This window comes from Paenibacillus sp. FSL P4-0176, from assembly GCF_037975265.1.
Lineage (GTDB): Bacteria > Bacillota > Bacilli > Paenibacillales > Paenibacillaceae > Paenibacillus > Paenibacillus amylolyticus.
This window is the reverse complement of sequence record NZ_CP150242.1, coordinates 5,380,085-5,394,925: the sequence shown is the minus strand read 5'-3', so window position 1 is coordinate 5,394,925 and position 14,841 is coordinate 5,380,085. Positions and strand designations below refer to the sequence as shown.

Below are 14,841 nucleotides of genomic sequence, written 5' to 3'. Positions count from 1 at the left end.
CAGACAAAAAACGTGCTTGCGCTGCCCGATGTAGGTGTGAGCTTGCATCTGATTTGACTGCACACTTGCACACACAACTGATCATCCTGATACGTACACTTAGTGCTTAGTTACACTCGCCTAATTAGACATGCTCTGAGAGTTGCACCTCGAAGCCATCTGGATCTGTAATGTAAATAAACCGCAGATGCGGATTGGGCTGGATGGGGCCACGCACGATCGGAATATTCAGCTCTGCCAGTCTTTCCATGGCTTCATCCAGCGAGTTCACCTCATAACCGATCGACACGCCAGCCTCTGGTTTAAGAATGGATTCACTGCCCTCAATCAGTTCCAGCTTGGCTTCATTCTCCATGCCGAGCATTGCAATCTGCCGTCCACGGCTTTCGAATCTGCGCTGAATTGGAAGTCCAAGCATGTCGTGGTAGAACCCGAGTGAAGCTTCCAAATTACTGACCCTCAGCGTGATCCAGTTTAATTTGATCAACATGGGTGAATCTCTCCTTTTTCTTGCATGGTATGTATTTTTGTTACGTTCATTATACGATAGGTGTTAGCAGGAACCTACTCCTTATCAGTAAACAATAAAATAGCTGCCGAAATATTCGGCAGCCAGATGGTGTAATCTCCTTGTGGTTCCAGTAGTTCTAACGAATTATTGAATCAGATCAACGGCCGTCTGGGGTACAAATGCCTCTACACCGTTATACACAATGACACCCTCCAAAGTTGTCTTTTTGCCGTTCACCAGTGCAATATTTTTGTAGATTTGCAGTTCCAGTTTGGTGTTGCCTTTTGTAACGAGGATCTTCGGATTTTTGGCGTCCGTCAGGTCCAGTTTGTACGTCGCGCCTTTGGCCGTAAATGCTTGTTTGGCAGGTACAAACAATTGTTTGCTCACGCTGTCGAGATCCAGATCCAGTACACGTGCCATATACTTTGCTACATCCGTGTTGTCGATTACACCGAATGGACGGTCATTGTTCGGAGCATACGTGTACAGCACAACATCTCCACCTGTATGACCACCGGTTGTCCAGCCAATCCCTGCACGTTTGCTGATCATTGGACCGATTGCATAGTTAAGACTGCCTGGCTCGGCCGCTTTAATGGTGGCAATCTCTTCGGAAGTCAGGTCGGTAATGCCATAGTATTGTTTCATCACTGCTTTGATGTTTGTACGCTTGGCATTCAGCTTCGCTTCAACGCCCTCGCCTGTCAGTTTGGCCTTTTTCAAAGGTCCGATAAATGTGGATAACGGCTCTTTATCGTATGTGCCGCTAGTTGCGTTGTTACCAATGGTGAGTCCACCATTACCATGGTCCGTAACAGCCACAACGGCAGTCTCTCCATCGGCTTTGGCAAAATCCATGGCTACCTTTACGGCATCATCAAAAGCCAGCACGTCACTGATAATGCCAATCGGATCATTGGCGTGAGCTGCCCAGTCCACTTTACTGCCTTCGACCATCAGGAAAAAGCCGTCTTTGTCTTTGGACAGAACTTCAATGGCTTTGGATGTCATCTCGGCAAGGCTTGGCTGTTTTGCAAGATCACGGTCCATATTATAAGCCATGCCCGCTGGCGCGAACATACCCCATAGCTTGTTCGAATCGGATGCTTTCATTGCAGCTGGTGTAGTGACGTAATCGTAACCCAGTGCCTTGATGGACGAAATCAGATTCTCACCGTCTTTACGTCCGGCTGGCTCAAGATATTTGCTACCTCCACCCAACACAACATCCATGCCATTATAGACTTGCTGTTTGCTGAGTGCATCATAGTTTTTACGGTCCGGATAGTGAGAGGAGAAGTCCGCTGGTGTGGCGTGCATAATCTCGGATGTAGCGACAATGCCAGTTGCTTTACCCGCCAGTTTGGATGCTTCCAGTACGGAAGCAACAGGTTTTCTTTCGTCTCCAGGAGCAATCGCCTTTTGCCCTGGCATCGTAGCCTTGTCCGGCAGTACACCAACAAATCCGGTATGAGATTTATAACCTGTTGCAAAAGCGGTTCCGGCAGGAGCTGAGTCGGCAATCGGCGCATCGGCGGAGTGAGTCCGAACCATGCCGCTTGCCATGGAGTCCAGTGTCAGGGACGAGCCCTTATACCAACGAGCCAGAGCGGTAGCATCGTTAGCCATACCGTCAGGAATCAGAATAATCACATTTTTAATCGGTGATGCAGATGTCGTTGAGGTGGTATCTTCCACAGCCCACGCTGCACTGCTTCCTCCGAGTGTAGCCGTAACAATTGTTGTCACCGCGAGCATCATTTTGGCTGCACGGACATTAAACCGGTTTAACATGAATGCATCCTCCTAGAATATATGTATAGTTGGTATCCCAAACCAAGTGTATACAACAATTGCTAAACTAACGTATGAAATGGGTTAACTATATGTAAAATTTACGATTAGTGAAGGATGCTGGAATTCAGGTGAACTGGACAAAATGAGGACCACTCTTGTATGTTAAGGAGAAAATCGGGCTAGGGAATGCCCCTCGTCTAATGATCGGCTTTGAGGTGGTTTGTAATGAAAGAATGGTCAGAAGCCATTAAGTGGTGGAATAAAAATCAGGTGAAGCTCATGGACATTCGTCATCTGGTCTTGAAGCCGGGACAGGCAATTAAGCCGTATGTTTTGCCAGCCCATGCTTTTTTGCTGATGGTCAGAGGAGAAGCCATTGTTCATTTGGGTAAAGAAAAGCTCAGGTCCAACCAGACGCAGGTTCTGCATGTTGGCAAAGGCACAACTATACATATCCATTGTCTGGATCTCCCCTTGGAATATTATCTTATTTTATATAAACCCCAGCCAAGCTCCACTGGTACCGACCCGTCGAGAGTAGAAAACGTACAACAAGAGTATGAATTTTCCCCGCAGCAGTATTATTTTGCAGCAACATATCCGCTGTTGCTAATTCCCATAATGGAGAGAATGCATGAATGCTGGGCAAGCAGCGAAGAATTGGACAGGTTGCAGGTTACAGGACTGTTGTATCAGTTTGTATACGAACAGTTTCGTCAATGGAAGCAGGCGAGTGATCAGATAGCTGATCCTCCAGAATTAGCCGAGCAGATTGCAGCATACATTCAGGAGCACTACGCACATCCCGTGTCCATGGAGGATATGGCGGCCCAATTTCATTACAGCAGTCATTATCTGGCACGGGTATTCAAGCGAAAATTCGGTTGCAGTCCGATGGAATACGTCATCCAAACCCGGATGAACCAAGCCAAAGTATTGCTAACAGAGACAGAGGCTCAGATTCGTGATGTGGCTGAGAGCGTTGGATATAAAGATTTGTACTACTTTAGCCGAATCTTCAAACGAATGATGGGAGAAACTCCTGCTCAATATAAAATGCACAGTCATCTGTTTAAAGGTTCAAATCGTACTAATAAGAAGTCTGAATCGTTCATTGCTGGAGAACTCACACAACGCTATATTGATAATAACGATAATCATTATCAATACAACACTTGGAGCGTGAATGACTTGAATGTTCGTTTTAAGCCTACTTTGGCGGTCAGTTTATTATTTAGTTTATCCCTGCTATTAGCAGCTTGCGGGGGAGGAGCTGATCCACAGTCAACAGCAAATGAAGATGCTTCACTGCCTGCAACCAAAATGTATACCGACGCATCGGGGAGAACGGTTGAGATTCCAGCCCAATCAGCCAAACCGGTTGTGATCACATATGGGGGGTATTTGCTGCCACTCGGAATGAAGCCGGCGGGTGCCAACAAGGAAACACTGGATCTGTACCCGGAAGAGATGGCTAATGTACCGGATATCGGATCAGGAACGGGGAACGTAGAAGTGGTCTCGGATCTAGAGCCAGATCTGATCATCGTACCTGATTATACAAGCACGGAAGTGATCGGCACCTATGAGAAAATTGCGCCTACGATTACGGTAGCCTGGGGCGGTGACCCAGATGTCATCAACACCCTGAGAACGATGGGTGAGATTATGGATAAAAAAGAGGAAGCAGAGCGATGGATTGCTACTTTCGAAAGTAAATTGAATGGGATCCGGGATGAACTGAACATCAATATTGAACCGGGAACAACGGCCATGTCCTTCGTTATCTACAATAAGGAGGTATTACTTGGGGGAGAAGGCGGCACATTGGGCAAGTTGATATACCAGGATTTCGGATTTGTTATGCCTGAACAGTACAAAGCCTATGCAGATGGTGGAACCGTGCTCTCATTGGAGAAGCTGGCGGATAAACCTGCAGACTACTTCTTCACTCAGATGGACGATGAAGAGATGGAGCAGATGATGGAGCTATTCAATGAGCCGGTGTATCAGAGTATTCCTGCGATCAAAAATCATCGGATCATTAATGTTTCTCGCAACTATTGGAATTATGGACCTTATCTGGTCGACAAGGGGCTGGATAGCCTGATTGAGCAAGTGAGCAAGCTACAGGAATAAAAAAACATTTCATTCTACAAATTTGACGCAAATCACGTTATATCAGAGCAGGTTCATAGGTGGATGCGCCTATGGCCTGTTTTGTTATGTCGGCGGTTCTGTATGATTAAAGCTTACAACCTCTGGGCACAGCGACCGCCATGCTCAATATATATGGGCTTCTGGCTGGGCAGATACCCGAAGCAATGTAGGTTCCGATTCGATATGATATGGAACTTGCAGAGCTTGTTTTTAATGTTACCCATTCAGAGAGATATATTGACGATTAAAAAAAGATATTGCGAACGCTTACATTATGTGCTAACATCACCATAACAACAGGATTGTAACCGTGTTCAGGGCAATACCTGTGTCAGTTCATTCGTTGGTTGTTTGTTCATCAAACGATTGATTGCGTTTACATTTTCATATGGAATGAACCTCATTCCTCAGGGTTGTTACTGATTGCAGGCAAAACCTGAATTGAGGGCAGTAGACCACGCTAAAGCGATGTCTGTTTGCCTTCGGTTCAGGTTTTTTTATATAAAAAAATGCCTGATGGCATGACCGCAAGCGCCGTAGCAGATATTTCGAGCAGAAAGGAGCGCAGCAGATTTAATTTTTTCATAAATTTAGATATAGACTCATCCAGACATTGGAATACTGATTCTTAGATACGCATCTCAAATGGACATTCCAATGAACTTATCCCATCACACACTATTCGACAGCGAGGAGATTTATGACATGAAAACCATTAAACGTTCGATTGCAGTGGCAACAATTCTGGGGTTATGTGTATCCGCTCTACCAGCTTATGCAGCAGGCAATACAGGACCTACTTCTTCTGCAGCGATGGACAAGCTGATCCAATCCGAGCTTATTCGCGGCAGCGGTCAAGGTGTTAATGCAGCTTATCTGAACAAAAAGGCTACACGCATTCAGGCCGCAGTACTTTACTTGCGTTTGTCCGGATTGGAGAAAGAAGCACTCGCTTATCAGGGATCGGAAACGTATGACGATGCGGCTCAGGCAGGAAAAGTATTACAACCGGTCGTTGGTTACTTGAAGCAGCATCCATATGTGTCTGAGATCGTAACAGGAACGGAGAAGTTTGAACCTAATGCACCCCTTACAGCGGAAGGTTATGCCGAGATGCTGCTGAAGGTGCTTGGATATGAAGCAGGTACGGATTATGAGCAGGGATCTGCTTCCACCTATGCGGCTGGTAAAGGAATCAAGGCGCTTCAAGGGAAGGGAGCGAGTCAACTTACCAACCGCCTGATGGCAGAGGCAACCGCACAGGCTTTGCAGATACAGCTCAAGAATGGCAGTGGAACTTTGGAACAGAACTGGTTGAAACATAAAGAAGCTGGAGCGTTCCAACCTCAAACGGTGCAACAGACCAAGTATGGCGCGATTGATGGCAAAACCTATGAGCAATATGGCACGCTCGGCTGGCTTGGTGTTCCTTACGCGAAACCGCCAGTAGGTGAACTGCGCTGGAAAGCCCCGCAAGAACCGGAATCATGGACAGGAACCAGATCGGCTAAGGAATTTGCAGCGAACAGCTTGCAGATCTCCGGCAAGACTACAGCGGGAAGCGAAGATTCGTTGTATCTTAATATCTGGCGTCCCGACACAACCAGTTCGAAACTTCCGGTTATGGTGTTCCTGCACGGCGGCGGGAATATGACCGGATCAGGTAAAGATTTTCAAGGTGAACAGCTTGCACGGAGCACCAACAGCATTATCATCTCAGTGAATTACCGTTTGGGAGCCCTTGGATTCTTCGAGAATGCAGCACTGAAAACAGGGAATGCCCTGGATGACTCAGGTAACTATGGTCTGCTTGACGCATTCCGTGCATTGGAGTGGGTGCAGGATAATATCGAAGGATTTGGCGGAGATACAGGCAATGTTACATTAGCCGGACAATCTGCTGGTGCACGTGATGTTCTGGCAACTCTGATCTCGCCACTTAGCAAAGGACTGTATCAAAAAGCAGTTGCTTTCAGTGGAGGATTGACGACAGCATCACCGGAAGAAGGCGAGCAAAAATCCGAGGATGTGCTTGTGAAGCTACTCGTGCAAGAGGGGAAAGCGGCTAATGCAGAAGAAGCAAAAGCATGGATTGGCAAGCAATCTCAGGCACAGCTGGAGAGTTACCTGCGTGCACTGCCTGCGGACAAGTTGGTCACAGCGTTTGGTGCAACGGCAATCCGTATGGACCCATTCCCGCATCTGTTCCGTGATGGCACAGTGATTCCAAAAGAAGGATTTGACGCCATCAATAATGGCAGTTATAAAAAAGTACCTGTATTGCTCGGCAGCCTGGAAACGGAGTTCTCTGGTTTTGCCTTCGGTGATCCAAACTTCTCTCCATCCATCACGGATGAGACTCTGTTTACTGATAAAACCAAGGCGGAACAATATGCTGCTGCGTTGAAATACGGTAGCGAAGCTTATGCAGGCTTTAATGCAGAGCGTGTAGCGGAGCAATTGACCAGTGAAGCAGGTCAGCCACCGGTATATGCGTATCGTTTTGCATGGGGCACACAACCTGGGGTCATCTCTGAGCGTTTGCTCACGTTACTGGGCGCACCACATGGTGCGGATATGGACTTCTATACAGGACACGCAGACGGAATTGCTGCCTATTTCCCTGATGGGTACTTTAGCGATACAAACAAACCAGGACGTGATCAGTTGTCCGCCGCGATGGCAGCTTATCTGAAGCAGTTCCTGTACACAGGCAATCCAGGTACGGGTGGATCACCTGATCTAGCGGCATGGACACCTTGGACGAAAGATGCTCAAGCCCCAATCATGCGTCTGGATGCAAGCAATACAACGGCAGAAATTGGCATGTCCACACAATATAATCAAGGCAAAGACGCCGTTATGGCAAAGATGAAAAAAGAATTGCCTGAAGAAACGTATAAACTGTTGACGGAAAAAGTGTTCGCAGGCCGTTTCTTCTGGGAATAAGGATCACCGGATAGGAAGGTATATATAGATATAATGTAAGCCAAGGGAGCATGCTCTCTTGGCTTTTTGTACTGTTCGTTATACTTAAATATGGTATTGTTGTAAATATAAATTAATAGGATATGGGAAAGGGGAAAACGTACATTATGGATGGAGTTAGTAATTTTGGTATTGCAGGTATTATAACGCTATTAATTTTCTTTATTATGATTGGTCTTGTATTATATCTGGTTTTCTATCTTGGGATGAAGAGGTCTGGCGTCAAAGAGGAAGTATCCGCATTAAGGATGGAAGTACAAGTGTTACAAGAGGAAGTAGAGCGGAACAGGCGGGAATTGGAAAATATGAAGCGTCGATAACCTTTGCAGCATTATATGTGGGTACGTGGAATAGCGCGTACAATAGTATGAGAGGATAGGGGCTTTTCGCCCCCACCTACTCAATACAACGTGACACCGCTCAGTTCAGCCTTTACATACCGAGGGCACTCGAACTATTTCTTGGCAAAAAAACTAAGTGTTCCCGTGCTTTCATCTGCACTCACAAACAGGCTGCGTCCGTTAACACGATGAATTCCCTCTGGTGATTCTCCGGCTGTAGGAATCAGACCCAGGTAGTCCGGATTGACTGGATCAGCAAGATCAAAGAACAAAATGGCATCTGCCCGTTCAGAAGCTACGGCTGCATACGTAGTGTCATCTACAGTAGCAACGGTCAGGTTCTCGACTTCGCTGCCTTTGTTGGGACTGCGATCATCGGGATACAAGCCAACCATGGCAGTTGCCTCGTCAATGAGGTTCTGGCTATCGTACATCCGCTGTCCTTGCAGATTCCAGACAGCGATATTACGTCCGCCTGCTTTTACACCATCCTCAAATTCATTCTTGCCCAAATCCCCTTCATTGGCTGTCAGCAGGTATTTGCCATCTGCCGAGAAAGCAATCCCATCCGGTTCATAACGAGCGGTCAACGTCTCTTTAAACTGAACGATACCATCATCTTTCAGATCTGCTTGATGTGAAGTGGTACCCAGAGCGAAGATTGAGCTGATTTTTTTTGTCTCCAGATCTACGATGGCAACGACATTGTTTTCCTGTAGCGTGATGGCTGCTGTTTTACTATCTGGACTAATAGCAACATACTCTGGTTGTGGATCATGCGGATAGATGGCGCCTTCTACATTGTCCAGAGATACCGGCAAGTTGGTGATCTCACCCTCCAATACGTTCCCGCCAGCAAAAGATACAACCATAATGCTACCCGGACGTTTGGTGCTGGCATAGTCAATTTCATCCGCAGCTTTATTCAGCTCTTCATCCTCTATGGCGATCACTGCATGCTGACCGTCTGGTGACAGTGCAATCGAGTCAGGACCAATGCCCAGTTCATACGTTTTGACGGTTTTGTAGGTTGTCAGATCCACAATGGCAAGCAACCCTTTGTTTGCTTCGCTGTCTGTATCCCCTGTACGAATAACAGCAAGACCGTATTTACCATCTTTGGACACGGTTACGCTTGTAACTTCAGCTTTGGCGGAGAGGTCATGGAAGCTGACCGTCTTCAATACGTTGATGTTTTTCAAGTCAGCAATGTCCAGTACGGAAATGCTGCCATTGTCTGCTTCGGTTACGAGCAGGCGCTGTCCATCTGGCGTAGAGGCTGATATTTCTGCTTTGCCACCAGGCATCTGAAACGATGCGGTCTGTTCAAAACCGGTTTTATTTTGTTTCAGGATCAGTTGATCCGTAATTAATTTTAGTGTTTGGGGAGATACATACGTTGTACCTTTGGTGATGTAGCTTTTACTGTCCAAAGGAGTTTTCACACCGTTGATGGTGGCTGATGACGTTCCTATAGGAAGTTGTACTTTAGTATCTGCGATCTGGATATTAACACTGCGACTGCTTCCGTTCCATGTGACCGTACCCTGCATATTTTGGATGGCTGTGCGCAGTACGACATGATCATTGGTGGTTTTAGTTGCGTCAGCGGCATGAATCATGGATGTGTAGCTGGTTGCTCCTGCGGTAAGAATGGCAGTCATCGACAGAACGGCGAGCCATTGATTTCTCTTTTTCAATGTTCCAGATCCCCTTTATCGTTTCGTGTGTAATGAGTTGTACAATTGTTTTAGTATAGGGAGCTTATGTTAAGGAGAGGTAAGAGAAGTCTGTGATTTGTGTAAAAGGTTAGATAAGAGATATTTTTCCAAATTGGATATGTAAGTTAGTGTATAAAATGATGTTGCAACATGAAGAAAAAAGCAGACGTGAGCCTTCATATATATAGGACTGGTCGAACGGGCGAAAATACGCTAGAATTATAATTGAGAATAATTATCAATTAATTCGGGCTTTTTTACTGACAAGTCTGATCAAGATATAGGCGAGGTGAATACCCATGCGCACGGATGATGCATTAGGCGTAGTATATCAGCATTACCTGACCCAGGAGCCTTACAGTCAGCAAGATGAACACACGTATCTGCTCTCTCCCAAGGCGGGAAGTGGCAATATTAAAAGAGTAACGACATACAGTGGCATTGAGATTTTATATTCCCAGGTTGAATATCATCAGCCGTATCCAACGTATTTTGCATCCGAAACGCCCATTGTGGAATTGCAATTTGCCTTGTCAGGAGAGCGAAATGTGGATATATCCGGTCAGGATTATTCATTATCGATAGGGCAAGGGGCCCTTATTTTTATGCATGATTTCGAAGCGTGGTTCCATCCTCCGGCAAGGGAACTGTATACGTCCTTTTCGCTGGGGATTCCGGTTTCTCTGTTCAATTATGCTGCGGCGCAACTGGGCGGTTTCAAGTCGATTGCGTTTAATCAGGTGTTAGGGCGAAAGGTGTTTAAGCCGATTGTCTTTCAACTGGATAACCGGATACGAACGATGATCGACAGTTTGATTGTGGAATTAAACAACAGTTATCGATCATCCTTAATGATGGAAGCGACAGCCTTGGAGATCTTGAATCGATTTATGATCCAATTGTTTGATCTGGCGCCAATTCCCGCAGGATTCTCCAGAGAGGACATCCGGAAGTTACATACGGCACGGGAGATTATGGAGGCTTGTATGGTAGATCCTCCATCTTTGCTAGCATTGTCCAGACAGGTGGGTCTTAACGATTTTAAATTAAAAAAAGGATTCAAAGCACTTTTCGGAAGCACGGTGTTCGAATATTTGCGTCAGGTTCGTCTCGACAACGCCATGAAGTTGCTGCGCAATCAGAATAACAACGTCACCGAGGCCGCGATTGCGGTCGGTTACAGCAATGTCAGTGCCTTTTCGCAGCAATTTTATCGCAAATTCGGCGTGAAGCCTTCCGAGATGAAAAAGATTTATTAATAAATCCGTCTTGCCGTGAATTGTTCCGTATAGAGGCAGTGGGGATTCATTCCGCCTTGTATACTCCAGGTACAGTGGGTACTGTACTGAAATATAGAGGAGTGTACAAACATGAATAGAATCAGAGGAAGTATTTTTTTTAGCGTATTTGCAGCCATGTTGGGTCTGATGCTAATTGCACCCATTATGCCACCACTTATTCGCGAGTTGGGCATGAAAGAAAGTCATTCCGGTCTTATTATCTCGCTTGGGTCCATTATGATGGCTGTCATGGCTCCGGTATGGGGCAGATGGAGTGATATAAGAGGAAGAAAACCCATCATATTGATTGGATTTATAGGTATGTCTGTGAGCTGTGCATTATTTGCACTGGCATTGTACGGGGGATTAAATGCATGGATCGGAGGGGGGCTCCTGTTAACCCTTCTGATTGTGACGCGCAGTCTGATCGGCATGTTCATTCCGGCGGTGCTGTCTTCTGCCCAAGCCTATATGGGTGATGTGACAGAAGGGGAGGAGCGGGGAAGTGGAATGGCGATTATCAGTGCTGCGAATGGACTTGGCCTAGTATTTGGACCTGCGATTGCAGGAGCATTTACCCTTATCGGTCTGCTCTGGCCGCTTTATTTCGGCATTTTTATAGCGATAGCTGCGTTTATTATTGCCTTGCTGTTAATCCCGTCAGCCAAACCGGTCATTCAGGCAAAACCGCCTAAAGTCAACCCGTTCCAACGTGGTTTACGAATGTACCTTGCTGCCGGTTTGGTCACGATGATGGGTATCATGACACTACAGGTTGTCGGGGGATTTTATTTTCAGGATCAACTGGCTCTATCCTCAGCGGCGACGGCCCGAATGGTTTCGTTTGGACTCATGTTCTCTGGAGCAGCGATGTTGATCATGCAGGTCATTCAGATGAAATGGTTGAAATGGCAGCCACGCCCAATGATTTTGCTCGGGTCCCTTTTCCTGATCGCAAGCATGATCCTGTTTTTAGTCTTCCATGTGTTATCCATGTATTATTTCTCGTTTTTCCTGTTTGGCATGGGTTCGGGTCTGATGATGCCGGGGTTCATGGCAGGTGCTTCGCTGGCAGTTAGCAAAGAACAGCAGGGAGGGGCAGCGGGATTGGTAGCAGCCATCCAGGGGATATCCGCCGTTATTACCCCTTTACTTACAACGACACTCTATCAGGTGGACAAACATGTTCCATTTATGCTCGTAGCTGTTCTGGTTGTCTTGCTGGCAATCATGATGATGGGAATGCGGAAGAATGAATCCAATACTGTAACGGACCCCATTCATTCGTTATAGTCAGACAAAGTCAGAAGATCAAATAAGGTCAAAATAAAAGAAAAAAGGATCTATTTTAAAATAGTGAACCATGATGAAAGAAAATCGGTTTTTTTCGTCTTTTACAGACTTTGAGCCTTATTTGCAAGGGTATTATAATAATCAATGTAAGCAACACCAATAAACCAACCACACAAAAGGAGCTGATTTTCATGTTTGATCTGATTCCGTTTCGTAAACGAAATGAAGACCCGTTCGGACACATGTTGAAATCCTTCAATGACATGGTTGAGAACTCATTCCTCTCCCCTTTTGGAACTGGCTCCCAGCCATTCCGGACCGACATTCGTGAGGAAGAAGACAAATATTCGGTAGAAGCCGAGCTTCCGGGCATCGCCAAAGAGGACATAGACATTCAGGTTCAAGGTAATGAATTGATTATTCGTGCCAAACGCAATGATATAGTGGAGCAGAAGGATGACTCCAATCGAATCATACGGCAGGAACGCCGTTCCGGCGAGTTTATCCGGCGATTCTATGTTGATCATATTGATGAGGAGCACATTAAGGCCAGATTGGAAGAAGGTGTGCTGAAGCTCGAGATTCCAAAACGTCCTGGTGATGATCAATCTCGCAGACGCATTCAAATTGACTAAACCAGATGCAAAATGTGTAGCTGAAGAAGTTGAGCTATCCCTTTATGGTAATAGGCATGGAAGAACATCTGTAAAGATGTTTTGTCATGTTGTCCCATGAAGGGATTTTTTACATAACCGGGTTAATGGAATTGAATATGAATTGTGCTGCATAGGAATGTAGCGGAGAAGCCGGATACGGCATCCAAGTTAACACGGATCTGATCGGCTGCATAAGTGAAACTTAGCTGTAAACAAACGTTAGATGCCTCCACAGGGGAGAACATCTCTTGCTGAATATGTTCAAAATGGAAGTGCACCTGCTGTTCCCATTCCTGATCAGCATTATGCGTTAGCACAAGAGAGAGGGATTGTATATTTTGGACTGTTTCCAGCTGCACATCCGTAATTTCGTCATAATGGAAGGGAGGGAAATAGCCCAGAGTTTCAATTACATGTTGCGCTCCGAGGATGGAAGCCAAAGGAGAAAATTCACGTTCCAACCTCCGAATATCCATTAACTGTGCCTCGTACTGAGGACTTGTATAGAGCAGGAGAGAGTCTGGTTCGCATTCCACGACTGTTCCGATAAAAGCAGCCCAGTTCGCGGTACCTTCCTCACCAACGGTAACAAGCAGTTGATCTTGAGCAAGCAAGTCGATTGCCCTATTGGTATGGAATTTCACTCGAAAACCTTGTCCCTGTATCTGCCAGGGAGTCTGGGGTGCATACCAGAATGGTTCCCGCTCTACGGATCGGACGCTGACGTTTAATGTCCATGCTCTGTTCATTAGACTACCTCCAATTGCCACAAGCTGCGTGGCATCATCTCCACCTGTCTGTATTATTTCTCTGCTGCTGCTTGCATCAGGGCATAGATCTTACGTGTGGTATTCACATTTCTAACCGTCATATAGGCATATACTTTGGATCCCACAAGCTTGTTCATGCCACTTTTGGATGCATCTTCTCTGCTGACTGAGTATAAAATCGCTCCGGGAACATAGATTAGTGTGCCGATTCCCGGTTTGATGGGCAGCTGGTCCAGCACGGAGGGCTCATTGATCTCATCCCAGAGGAACATCACATCACTTTTGGCTGTGTCATCATTAACCCATTCTTCTGGCAGCGCCTGAATAACGGATTGAATTTCATCCATATTCCGCACCATTACCCTGATCTGTAAGCCAAAATCGGCGGCGATGGCCTGTTCTAACACATGGGATATCTCCCAATTTGCATCGGCACGTTCCTGATGATCGGCAAAAATAATATTGCCAGAATTGATATAGGTAACGACATCCAGCATGCCTGCTTGTTCAAATGTTTCTTTCAGCTGCTTCATATTAATTTTATTGTTCCCGCCTACATTAATGCCTCGTAGCAAAGCCACATAGATCATATGGGCGCCCCTCCAATTCCTTCAATTCACTGTTTTAACAAAAGGACAGATATTCGAACAGATGAGCAGTATACTCTTCTCCCAACAGATCTTGCAATAAAGGTTCCACTTGCTCCAGATACTCGGGCTTGGTTTCATAGGTTTCTTCATCTTTTACTTCTCCGGCATAGGTACGCGCCGCTTCAATCAGGATGGCTAGTGCACTGAAAAAGTCTGATAGTGAATCAGCAACACGGTTTGGTTCTCCACCTGTAAAAGCGGCATATACGGGAGAGTTTGGTGCTTCCACATCTACAATTAACGGATCATCGTTAAAGTTTGCGATGACAACGTGAGTTTTTGGCCAAGTGGAGGACTCCTCATAAGGTTCATTCATGCCAATCCAGCGGAACCCCAGTTGCTGACGAAGCAGATGTTCAGGTGCGACAAAGGAAATAAGTGCGGCATCACCGATTTCGACGGCGGCATTTTTCATTTTGAGTGTACCTTCCGCATCCGCATCCATCATTTCATAATGACTGTACAGATACTGAAGTTCTGGAGAAAGAGGTATTCGTGTATCCACTTCCGGCTGGTGATGTTGTTCGCGGGGACGCAGATCATGATTTTTGAAAAGTCCATAAGCTTCATTATATAAATCCTGCTGTTCCACCAAACGGCTCAAGGCCGCATCCAGTTGTTGCATGATGTCTGAGTCCTCCTAATTACATTGATATAATAACAAGCCGATT

General features: G+C 46.0%; 12 protein-coding genes. 6 read left to right on the top strand and 6 right to left on the bottom strand.

The features are described 5' to 3' along the window. Positions 1 to 124 precede the first annotated feature (124 nt). Both MKY95_RS24995 and MKY95_RS24990 read right to left on the bottom strand, forming a co-directional pair. Positions 125 to 490, bottom strand: a complete 366-nt coding sequence (locus MKY95_RS24995; protein ID WP_036617391.1) for a VOC family protein — start codon at positions 488 to 490, stop codon at positions 125 to 127. Positions 491 to 655: 165 nt separating this feature from the next. Further along, positions 656 to 2,308 carry an alkaline phosphatase gene (locus tag MKY95_RS24990; RefSeq protein WP_036617394.1) on the bottom strand — a complete coding sequence of 551 codons (1,653 nt, stop codon included), beginning with the start codon at positions 2,306 to 2,308 and terminating at the stop codon, positions 656 to 658. Between the two features lie 228 nt (positions 2,309 to 2,536). Here MKY95_RS24990 and MKY95_RS24985 point away from each other — a divergent pair, with 228 nt between their 5' ends. From MKY95_RS24985 to MKY95_RS24975, 3 genes are all read left to right on the top strand, one after another. Then, entirely contained in the window at positions 2,537 to 4,450 is a 1,914-nt protein-coding gene (locus MKY95_RS24985; protein ID WP_036617397.1) for an AraC family transcriptional regulator, read from the top strand. A gap of 726 nt (positions 4,451 to 5,176) precedes the next feature. Then, on the top strand, positions 5,177 to 7,420 hold the full coding sequence (locus tag MKY95_RS24980; protein WP_036617400.1) for a carboxylesterase family protein: 2,244 nt from the start codon (positions 5,177 to 5,179) through the stop codon (positions 7,418 to 7,420). Between the two features lie 146 nt (positions 7,421 to 7,566). Beyond that, entirely contained in the window at positions 7,567 to 7,779 is a 213-nt protein-coding gene (locus tag MKY95_RS24975) for a hypothetical protein (RefSeq protein WP_289390004.1), read from the top strand. A 134-nt stretch (positions 7,780 to 7,913) separates the two neighbouring features. Here MKY95_RS24975 and MKY95_RS24970 read toward each other — a convergent pair whose 3' ends face one another. Continuing rightward, complete coding sequence (locus MKY95_RS24970) at positions 7,914 to 9,500, bottom strand: stalk domain-containing protein (protein ID WP_339194929.1); 1,587 nt, start codon at positions 9,498 to 9,500, stop codon at positions 7,914 to 7,916. Between the two features lie 320 nt (positions 9,501 to 9,820). Here MKY95_RS24970 and MKY95_RS24965 point away from each other — a divergent pair, with 320 nt between their 5' ends. From MKY95_RS24965 to MKY95_RS24955, 3 genes are all read left to right on the top strand, one after another. Continuing rightward, the gene (locus tag MKY95_RS24965) at positions 9,821 to 10,780 is read left to right on the top strand and encodes an AraC family transcriptional regulator (RefSeq protein ID WP_339194927.1); all 960 of its coding nucleotides are present in this window, start codon (positions 9,821 to 9,823) and stop codon (positions 10,778 to 10,780) included. A gap of 111 nt (positions 10,781 to 10,891) precedes the next feature. Further along, complete coding sequence (locus MKY95_RS24960) at positions 10,892 to 12,094, top strand: MFS transporter (protein WP_076328188.1); 1,203 nt, start codon at positions 10,892 to 10,894, stop codon at positions 12,092 to 12,094. Between the two features lie 191 nt (positions 12,095 to 12,285). After that, a complete protein-coding gene (locus tag MKY95_RS24955; RefSeq protein WP_047843886.1) occupies positions 12,286 to 12,729 on the top strand; it encodes an Hsp20/alpha crystallin family protein in 444 nt (147 codons plus the stop codon). A 122-nt stretch (positions 12,730 to 12,851) separates the two neighbouring features. On the opposite strand, the gene MKY95_RS24950 is transcribed toward MKY95_RS24955, so the two are convergent. From MKY95_RS24950 to MKY95_RS24940, 3 genes are read right to left on the bottom strand one after another with little or no spacing between them, the layout of a single operon-like run. Beyond that, positions 12,852 to 13,499: an Imm50 family immunity protein gene (locus MKY95_RS24950; RefSeq protein ID WP_036668648.1), complete on the bottom strand. Its 648-nt coding sequence runs from the start codon at positions 13,497 to 13,499 to the stop codon at positions 12,852 to 12,854. Between the two features lie 53 nt (positions 13,500 to 13,552). After that, on the bottom strand, positions 13,553 to 14,110 hold the full coding sequence (locus tag MKY95_RS24945; RefSeq protein ID WP_036668647.1) for a DUF1697 domain-containing protein: 558 nt from the start codon (positions 14,108 to 14,110) through the stop codon (positions 13,553 to 13,555). A gap of 34 nt (positions 14,111 to 14,144) precedes the next feature. Next, positions 14,145 to 14,795: a hypothetical protein gene (locus MKY95_RS24940; protein WP_076328187.1), complete on the bottom strand. Its 651-nt coding sequence runs from the start codon at positions 14,793 to 14,795 to the stop codon at positions 14,145 to 14,147. Between the last annotated feature and the right edge of the window lie 46 nt (positions 14,796 to 14,841).